Source organism: Streptomyces sp. MZ04 (assembly GCF_004684775.1).
Taxonomy (GTDB): domain Bacteria; phylum Actinomycetota; class Actinomycetes; order Streptomycetales; family Streptomycetaceae; genus Streptomyces.
In genome coordinates this window covers 23,161-30,594 of sequence record NZ_SRIC01000069.1, presented here as the reverse complement: position 1 = coordinate 30,594, position 7,434 = coordinate 23,161, and the positions used below count along the sequence as shown (strand labels likewise).

At 71.7% G+C, this 7,434-nt stretch carries 7 protein-coding genes; all 7 read left to right on the top strand.

Annotated elements, in window-relative coordinates; all coding sequences use genetic code 11:
- Nucleotides 1-87 precede the first annotated feature (87 nt).
- Genes E2651_RS17105 through E2651_RS17075 form a run of 7 tightly spaced genes read left to right on the top strand, consistent with a single transcriptional unit; the run spans nucleotide 88 to nucleotide 7,430 of the window.
- Nucleotides 88-1,485: an MFS transporter gene (locus tag E2651_RS17105; RefSeq protein ID WP_135332014.1), complete on the top strand. Its 1,398-nt coding sequence runs from the start codon at nucleotides 88-90 to the stop codon at nucleotides 1,483-1,485.
- A gap of 37 nt (nucleotides 1,486-1,522) precedes the next feature.
- Nucleotides 1,523-2,371 (top strand): xanthine dehydrogenase family protein subunit M, encoded by an 849-nt coding sequence (locus E2651_RS17100; RefSeq protein WP_135332013.1) that lies wholly within the window; start codon nucleotides 1,523-1,525, stop codon nucleotides 2,369-2,371.
- Complete coding sequence (locus E2651_RS17095) at nucleotides 2,368-4,728, top strand: xanthine dehydrogenase family protein molybdopterin-binding subunit (RefSeq protein WP_135332012.1); 2,361 nt, start codon at nucleotides 2,368-2,370, stop codon at nucleotides 4,726-4,728. Before E2651_RS17100 ends, E2651_RS17095 begins: the two co-directional genes overlap by 4 nt.
- Nucleotides 4,725-5,252: a (2Fe-2S)-binding protein gene (locus E2651_RS17090; RefSeq protein ID WP_135332011.1), complete on the top strand. Its 528-nt coding sequence runs from the start codon at nucleotides 4,725-4,727 to the stop codon at nucleotides 5,250-5,252. The genes E2651_RS17095 and E2651_RS17090 overlap by 4 nt, the downstream gene beginning before the upstream one ends.
- A complete protein-coding gene (locus E2651_RS17085) occupies nucleotides 5,252-5,929 on the top strand; it encodes an SRPBCC family protein (RefSeq protein WP_135332010.1) in 678 nt (225 codons plus the stop codon). Before E2651_RS17090 ends, E2651_RS17085 begins: the two co-directional genes overlap by 1 nt.
- Entirely contained in the window at nucleotides 5,926-6,582 is a 657-nt protein-coding gene (locus E2651_RS17080; RefSeq protein WP_135332009.1) for an isochorismatase family protein, read from the top strand. The genes E2651_RS17085 and E2651_RS17080 overlap by 4 nt, the downstream gene beginning before the upstream one ends.
- Complete coding sequence (locus E2651_RS17075; RefSeq protein WP_135332008.1) at nucleotides 6,579-7,430, top strand: alpha/beta hydrolase; 852 nt, start codon at nucleotides 6,579-6,581, stop codon at nucleotides 7,428-7,430. Before E2651_RS17080 ends, E2651_RS17075 begins: the two co-directional genes overlap by 4 nt.
- Nucleotides 7,431-7,434 lie beyond the last annotated feature (4 nt).

The window sequence follows — 7,434 nt, the reverse complement described above, 5'->3', positions numbered from 1 at the left end:
CTCCCCTCCTTCCCTCACTCCCCCACGCAGACCCGGCACCCGCAATCCCGCCGCAGAACGTCCCCGACGCGACTCCGTGGAGCGAACGTGAAAACAGGCGATCAGATCGTTCAGGAACTGCCCTGGAGATGGAACGTCCAGGGAAAGATCTTCATCATCGGTGGCCTCGGCTACCTCTTCGACGCGTATGACATCGCGTTGAACGGCTTCCTCATGCCGCTCCTCGGCAAGCACTTCGACCTGTCGCTCAGCGAGCGGGGCCTGGTCGCCACCGCGAACCTGGTGGGCATGGCCGTGGGCGCCGTGGCCTGGGGCGCGGTCGCCGACCGGATCGGGCGCAAGAAGGCGTTCAGCGTCACGCTGCTGATCTTCGCCCTGTTCTCGGTCCTCGGCGCGCTCGCGCCGACCTATCCGGTCTTCCTCGCGCTGCGGTTCCTCGCGGGTGTCGGGCTCGGCGGCTGCATCCCCGTGGACTACGCCCTGGTGGGCGAGTTCTCGCCGCGCAAGTACCGGGGCCGCGTGCTCACCGCGCTCGACGCGTGGTGGCCGGTGGGCGTGACCCTGTGCGGGCTCGTCTCCACGGCGATGCTGGGCCTCGACGGCAACTGGCGGTGGATGCTGGCGACGATGGTGCTGCCCGCGCTGCTGCTGTTCTGGGCCCGGCGCGGCATCCCCGAGTCGCCGATCTATCTGACGAAGAAGGGGCGCGAGGCCGAGGCACGCAAGGTCATCGACGACCTGGTGGCGCGGACGGGCGCCCCCGTGGAGCCCTACGTCATCCCCGAGCCGGTGCCGGACGACGGCCCGCGCGCAGTGGCCGCGGCGGCCGATCAGCTGCGCCGCGTCTGGAGCTTCAGCCCGCGCATCACCTCCGCGGCCTGGCTGCTCTTCGCCACGATCATGCTCGTCTACTACGCGGCCCTGAGCTGGATGCCATCGATCCTGAAGGAGGAGGGCCAAGGGGACACCGCGGCGTTCATGAGCACGACCCTGATGAGCGGTGTCGGCATCGTCGGCGTCCTGGTCTCCACCGCTCTGGTCGATCTCGTCGGCCGCAAGTGGCTGATCGGTGTTTCGGCGCCGGTCGCATCGGCCGCCCTGGTGGTGTTCGCGCTGGTGCGGGACATGCCGACCGGCTCGGTCGTGGCCATCGCCGTCTTCGGCTTCCTCGCGCAGCTCGCCATCCCCGCTCTGTACGCGTACGTCTCCGAGCTCTACCCCACTTCCCTGCGGGCCAGCGGTTTCGGCTGGGCGTCCTCGGTCAGCCGGGCGCTCACCGGGTTCGCACCGCTCGTCTTCGGCTCGGTGATGTGGCCGGTGCTCGGTCTTCCGCTGACGTTCGCCGCGCTCGGCGGTGCCGTCCTGGTGGCCGTCGGCTGGATGGCGGTGGCGGCCCCGGAGACGAACGGGCGGGCCCTGGACGGTGAGGAGGAGCCCTCGGCGACCGCACCGCCCCTTCCGGTCACCGAGCAAGCGGCGCTCTGAGCGCGCCCGCACGCACCGTACGTACGACAGGAGGACCATGAAGCCCGCCCCCTTCGCCTACCACCGGGCCCGCGACCTGGACGGCGCGACCCGGCTGCTCGCCGAGCTGGGTGACGACGCCAAGGTCGTGGCCGGCGGCCAGAGCCTGGTCGCGATGATGAACTTCCGGCTCGCCCGGCCCCGGCACCTGGTCGACATAGGCGGCCTGCGGGAGCTGGACCGGCTGCACACGGATGCCGGGGGCGGGCTGCGTATCGGCTCGCTCACCACCCATCACACGGTGGAGAGCGACCCGGCGGGGCGGCTCGGGGCGGACTTCCGGGTGCTTCGCGAGGCCATGCGGTGGATCGGGCATCTGCCGATCCGCACCCGTGGCACCGTCGGCGGCAGCATCGCGCACGCCGACGCCACCGCGGAGTGGTGCCTGCTCGCGCTGGCGCTCGACGCCGAGTTCGTGGTGCGCGGGCCGCGCGGTGAGCGCAGGGTCGCGGCCGGGGACTTCTTCCTCGGCTACTACACGACCGCGCTCGATTTCGACGAGATCCTCGTCGAGATCGTCTTCCCGCGCCCCGCGCCGCACGCCGCGCTCACCGAATTCGCTGAACGGCAGGGGGACTTCGCCCTGGTGTCCGCTGTCGTGGACATCGATGTCGAGGGCGGCGCGGTGCGCGGCGGGCGGGTGGCGCTCGGTGGGGTCGCCGCCGCGGTGACGCGGGTCCCGGAGGCGGAGGCCGTCCTCGCGGGCGGCGGTTCCTTCGCCGAGTGCGCCGCCGCGGCGGCCGGTGCCGTCGATCCCCCGGCGGACGCGTCCGGCAGCACGCACTACCGCAAGCAGCTCGTCCGCACGCTGGTCCGGCGTGCCTGTGAGGAGGCGATGACCCGATGAACAAGCCTTTTGAAGCAGGGCGGTTGGTGGGCCGGTCCGTCGCGCGGCGCGAGGATCCCCGGCTGCTCACCGGGCGCGGCCGCTTCGTGGACGACATCGCGCTCCCCGGCATGCTGCACGCGCAGTTCGTCCGCAGCACGGTCGCGCACGGTGAGATCACATCGGTGGATCTGACGGCGGTGCGTGAAGTGCCGGGCGTCGTCGCGGCGTTCGCGGCCGACGACCTGGAGCTGACCGACATCACCGCCCAACTGGGCCGCCCACCTGCGGAGTTCGTGCCGACCGCGATGCCCGTCCTGGCCCGCGACCGGGTGCGCTATGTCGGGGAGCCCGTCGCGATCGTGGTGGCGCGTGACGCGTATGCCGCGGAGGACGGCCTGGAGGCGGCCAAGGTCGCCTATGCCGTGCTGCCGCCGGTCACGTCCGAGGCGCAGGCCCTGGCGGACGGCGCTCCCCTGGTCCATGCCGAGGCGGCGCGCAACACCCTGGTGGACGTCTCGCTCTTCGCCACGGACGGCATCGACGAGATCTTCGACACCGCCGCCCATGTCGTGCGCGTCGAGTCGCGGACCGGGCGGCAGAACGCACTGCCGCTGGAGACGCGGGGCGCCGTCGCCCACTGGGACGACCGCGAGGAACAGCTCGTCGTGCAGACCTGCACCCAAGTCCCGCATCTGGTGCGGACGGTGGCGGCGGGAGCCTTGCGTCTGGACGAGCGCGCGGTCCGGGTCGTCGTGCCCGACATGGGCGGCGGCTTCGGCCAGAAGTGCGTCGTCGGGCGCGAGGAGATCGCCGCCGCCGCGGCGGCGCTGCGGCTGCGCAGGCCGGTGAAGTGGATCGAGGACCGCAAGGACGCCCTGTCCGCGTCGTTCCTCGCCCGCGAACAGCACTACGACGTGCGCGCGGCCTTCGACGCGGAGGGCAGGATCCTCGGGCTCGACGCCGATGTGGTCTGCGATATGGGCGCCTACTCCTGCTATCCGTTCACGGCGGGCATCGAGCCGCTGATGGCGTCGGCGGAGATGCCGGGCGTCTACAAGGTGCCCGCCTACCGGGTGCGCGGCCGCGCGGTCACCACCAACAAGGCGCCCACCGCGCCCTATCGGGGGGTGAGCAGGCCGCAGTACGTGATGGTCGTGGAGCGGCTCTTCGAGCGGGCCGCACGTGAACTGGGCCTGGACGCGGTCGAGATCCGGCGCCGCAACGTCATCACCGAGTTCCCGTACACGGGCGTCAACAACATCACGTACGACCCGGGCTCCTACCTGGAGTCGCTGAACCTGTGCGAGCGGCTCGTCAAGGACGAGGGCTGGTACGAGAAGCAGTCCGCGGCAGCGGCGGAAGGGCGCCACATCGGCATCGGCTACTCCTGTTTCAGCGAGCGCACCGGCTACGGCTCCGCCGCCTTCGCGCAGCGCAAGATGCGGGTCGTCCCCGGCTTCGACATCTCCGAGGTGCGGATGGACACCACCGGCGCGGTCACCGTCACCACCGGAACGATGAGCCACGGGCAGAGCCACGAGACGACGATGGCCCAGATCGTCGCCGACGAACTCGGTCTGGACATCGGCAAGGTGAGACTCCATCAGGGTGACACCGACCGTGTCACGTACGGCTTCGGGACCTTCGCGAGCCGCTCCATCACCATCGGCGGCAGCGCGGTGCGCGTCGCGGCGGCGAAACTCGGCGAGAAGCTGCGCCGGATCGCGGCGGCGCGGTGGGAGACCGGCGCGGACGAGGTGGAGCTGGCGGCAGGGTGCGCACGGCACCGTGACGGCCAAGTCCTCACGTACGAGGAAATCGCCGATGTCGCCTATCTCCAGGCGCACTTGCTGCCCAAGGACATCGAGCCGGGCCTTTCGGCGACCGCCACCTTCGACGTCCTGGGCGACGGCACCTTCTCCAACGCCACCCACGGCGTCGTCGTCGAACTCCACGAAGGCACCGGGCAGGTGGAGATCCTGCGCTACGTCTGCGTCGAGGACTGCGGTGTCGCCATCAACCCCCAGGTGGTGGAGGGTCAGTGCCGGGGCGGCATCGCCCAGGGCATCGCGGGCGCGCTCTTCGAGCAGGTCACGTACGACGCGCAGGGCGAGCCGTCGGCGACCAGCTTCATGGACTACAAGGTGCCCACCGCGCACGAGATCCCCGACGTACTCATCCGCCACCTCGAGACGCCCTGCGCGTTCACCGAGACGGGGGCGAAGGGCGCGGGCGAGGGCGGCACCATCGGGGCGCCGGCCGCCGTGCTCAACGCCGTCAACGACGCGCTGCGCGCCACCGGCGTGGAGCTCGACCACACCCCCATCACGCCGGAGACGGTGCACCGCGCCCTGAACCTGGAGCTCTCCCGATGACCGACATCACCACCGGCACCGGCAACACCGCCGACGTGCTCCTGCTGACCCTCGACGTCAACGGCGAGCGGCACGAGGTGATCACCGAACCCCGGCGCACCCTCGTCGACGTACTCCGCCACGACCTGCGCCTGACCGGCACCCACGTCGGCTGCGAGCACGGCATCTGCGGCGCGTGCACCGTCCTGGTGGACGACCGGCCCGTACGGGCGTGTCTGATGTTCGCGGCGCAGGCCGAGGGCGCCCGGATCCGCACTGTCGAGTCGCTGTCGAACGGGCCCGAACTGGGCGATCTGCAAAGGGCGTTCAGCGAACACCACGGTCTCCAGTGCGGCTTCTGCACCCCGGGATTCCTGATGCTCGCCGAGGGGTTCCTCGCCGAGCGCCCCGAGGCGACCAAGGACGAGATACGCGAGGTCGTCGCCGCCAACCTCTGCCGGTGCACCGGCTACCAGACCATCGTCGAGGCGATCGACGGGTGCGCCGTCGCCCGGCGCTGTACCCGCGGACCCAAGGAGTCCTGATGCAGCTCACCAACTCGGTCCCGGTGAAGGCCTCACCCGACGAGGTCTTCACCCTGATGAACGACGTCGAGAGGGTCGCCTCGTGCATGCCGGGCGCCGCGCTCGACGGGCGCGACGGAGACACCTGGCAAGGCTCCGTGAAGATCAAGGTCGGCCCGATCAGCGCCGCGTACGCCGGCACGGTCCGTTTCCTGGAGGTCGACCCGGCGGGACGGCGGCTGCGGGTCCAGGCGCGCGGGGCCGACACCCACGGGAGCGGCGACGCGGAGGCCGAGGTCGCCCTCGAGGTGATCGCGGCCGCCGAGGGCGCGCTGCTCCAGCTGTCCACGGATCTGGTGATCCGGGGCAAGATCGCCCAGTTCGGGAAGGGCGCGATCGCCACGGTCTCCGACCGGATCCTGCAGCAGTTCGCCCAGAACCTGGGGAGTCTGCTCGACCGGGAGCGGACACCGGCCCCGGCGACCACCGCCGTCACTGCTCCGCTCGCCGGGCGTCCCGCCCTGCCGCCGGACGCCCAGCTCGACGGCCTGTCCATGCTGCTCGGCCCGGCCGCCGCCAAGTACGGCCTGGTCGCCGGGGCCTTCGTCTTCGGCGTCTTCGAGGGCTGGCTCCTGGGCCGGCTCGGCGCGCAGGCACGGGAGCTGCGGGCCCTGCGCGCACCGAGGAGGACCTCGTGAACTACGGCCAGGAGACGGAACGTACCTACGAGAGGGCAGGATTCGGCGCTCCCGTGCGCCGAGGCAGCCGCCCCGCGATCCTCGTCGTCGACCTCACGCGCGGGTTCACCGAAGACGGCTTCCCCTCGGGTGCGGATCTGACCGAAGTGGTGGGTGCGGTCGGGGAGTTGATCGGGAGGGGCCGTCCGGCCGGGGTGCCCGTCATCTTCACGACGATCGCGTACACGCCCGCCGAGGCCGCGGGTGACGCGGTCACCTGGCTGCACAAGGCGCAGGGCATGCGGTCGCTGGTCGAGGGCAGCGAAGAGGTCGCCCTCGATCCCCGACTGCCTTACGAGAAGCAGGACTTGATGGTGGTGAAGAAGGGTGCTTCGGCGTTCTTCGGCACCTCGCTCTCCGCCCTCCTCACCGGCCTGGGCTGCGACACGCTGCTGGTGTGCGGGGCGACGACCAGCGGCTGTGTGCGGGCGACGGCGGTCGACGCCGTGCAGAGCGGCTTCTCCGTCCTCGTGCCGCGCGCATGCGTCGGCGACCGTGCCGCGGGGCCGCACGAGGCGAGCCTCTTCGACATCCAGGCCAAGTACGGGGACGTCATCACCCTCGAAGAAGCCACCGACTACCTCGGCACCCTCACCGGGAGGACCCCCGCATGACCACCCCGCCCGACCGCCGTCTGCCGCAGGCGGCACTCGCCGACCTCGCCGACGTCCCCGCCACCGGCCGCTGGGTCCGCTCGGGGACCACCCGGCTGCACGTCCTCGACTACGGCGGCCCCGGCACCCCTCTCCTCATTCTGCCCGGCATCACGAGCCCGGCCGTCACGATGGACTTCGTCGCGCGTGAACTGACGGATCTCGTACGCCCGTTGGTCCTCGACGTGCGCGGCCGCGGGCTCTCGGACGGTGGTGGTTCCTACGCCCTTGAGGAGTACGCCGAGGACGTCGAAGCCGTCGTGACCGGGCTCGGCCTCGACCGGCCCGTGCTCTTCGGGCACTCCATGGGCGCGCGGATCGCCGCGGTCACCGCGGTCCGCGGCAAGGTGGGGCTGCGCGGCACGGTGCTCGGCGACCCGCCGATGAGCGGGCCCGGACGCGGCCCGTACCCGACGCCCCTGGAGGCCTTCCTCGACCAGCTCGCCCAGGCGCGGCGCGGTACGGACGCCGACGAGGTGGCCCTGTCGTGGCCGCGCTGGCCGCACAGGGAGCGGGAGCTGCGGGCCCGCTGGCTGGCCAGTTGCGACGAGGAGGCGGTCGCGGCCACGCACCGCGGCTTCGAGAGCGAGGACTTCTTCGACTGGTGGCCCTCCGTGCCCGGTCCCGTGGCGCTGCTGTACGGCGCGGACAGCCCCGTCGTCACGGCGGCGGGCGCCGGCGAGGCGGCCGGACTGCTCCCGTCGGCCGTCCTGGCCGAGATCCCGGACGCGGGCCACATGCTGTTCTGGGACAACACGCGAGCGGCCCTCTCCGCCCTCCGCCAGGCCTTGAGCCCGATGCTGACCTGACCGT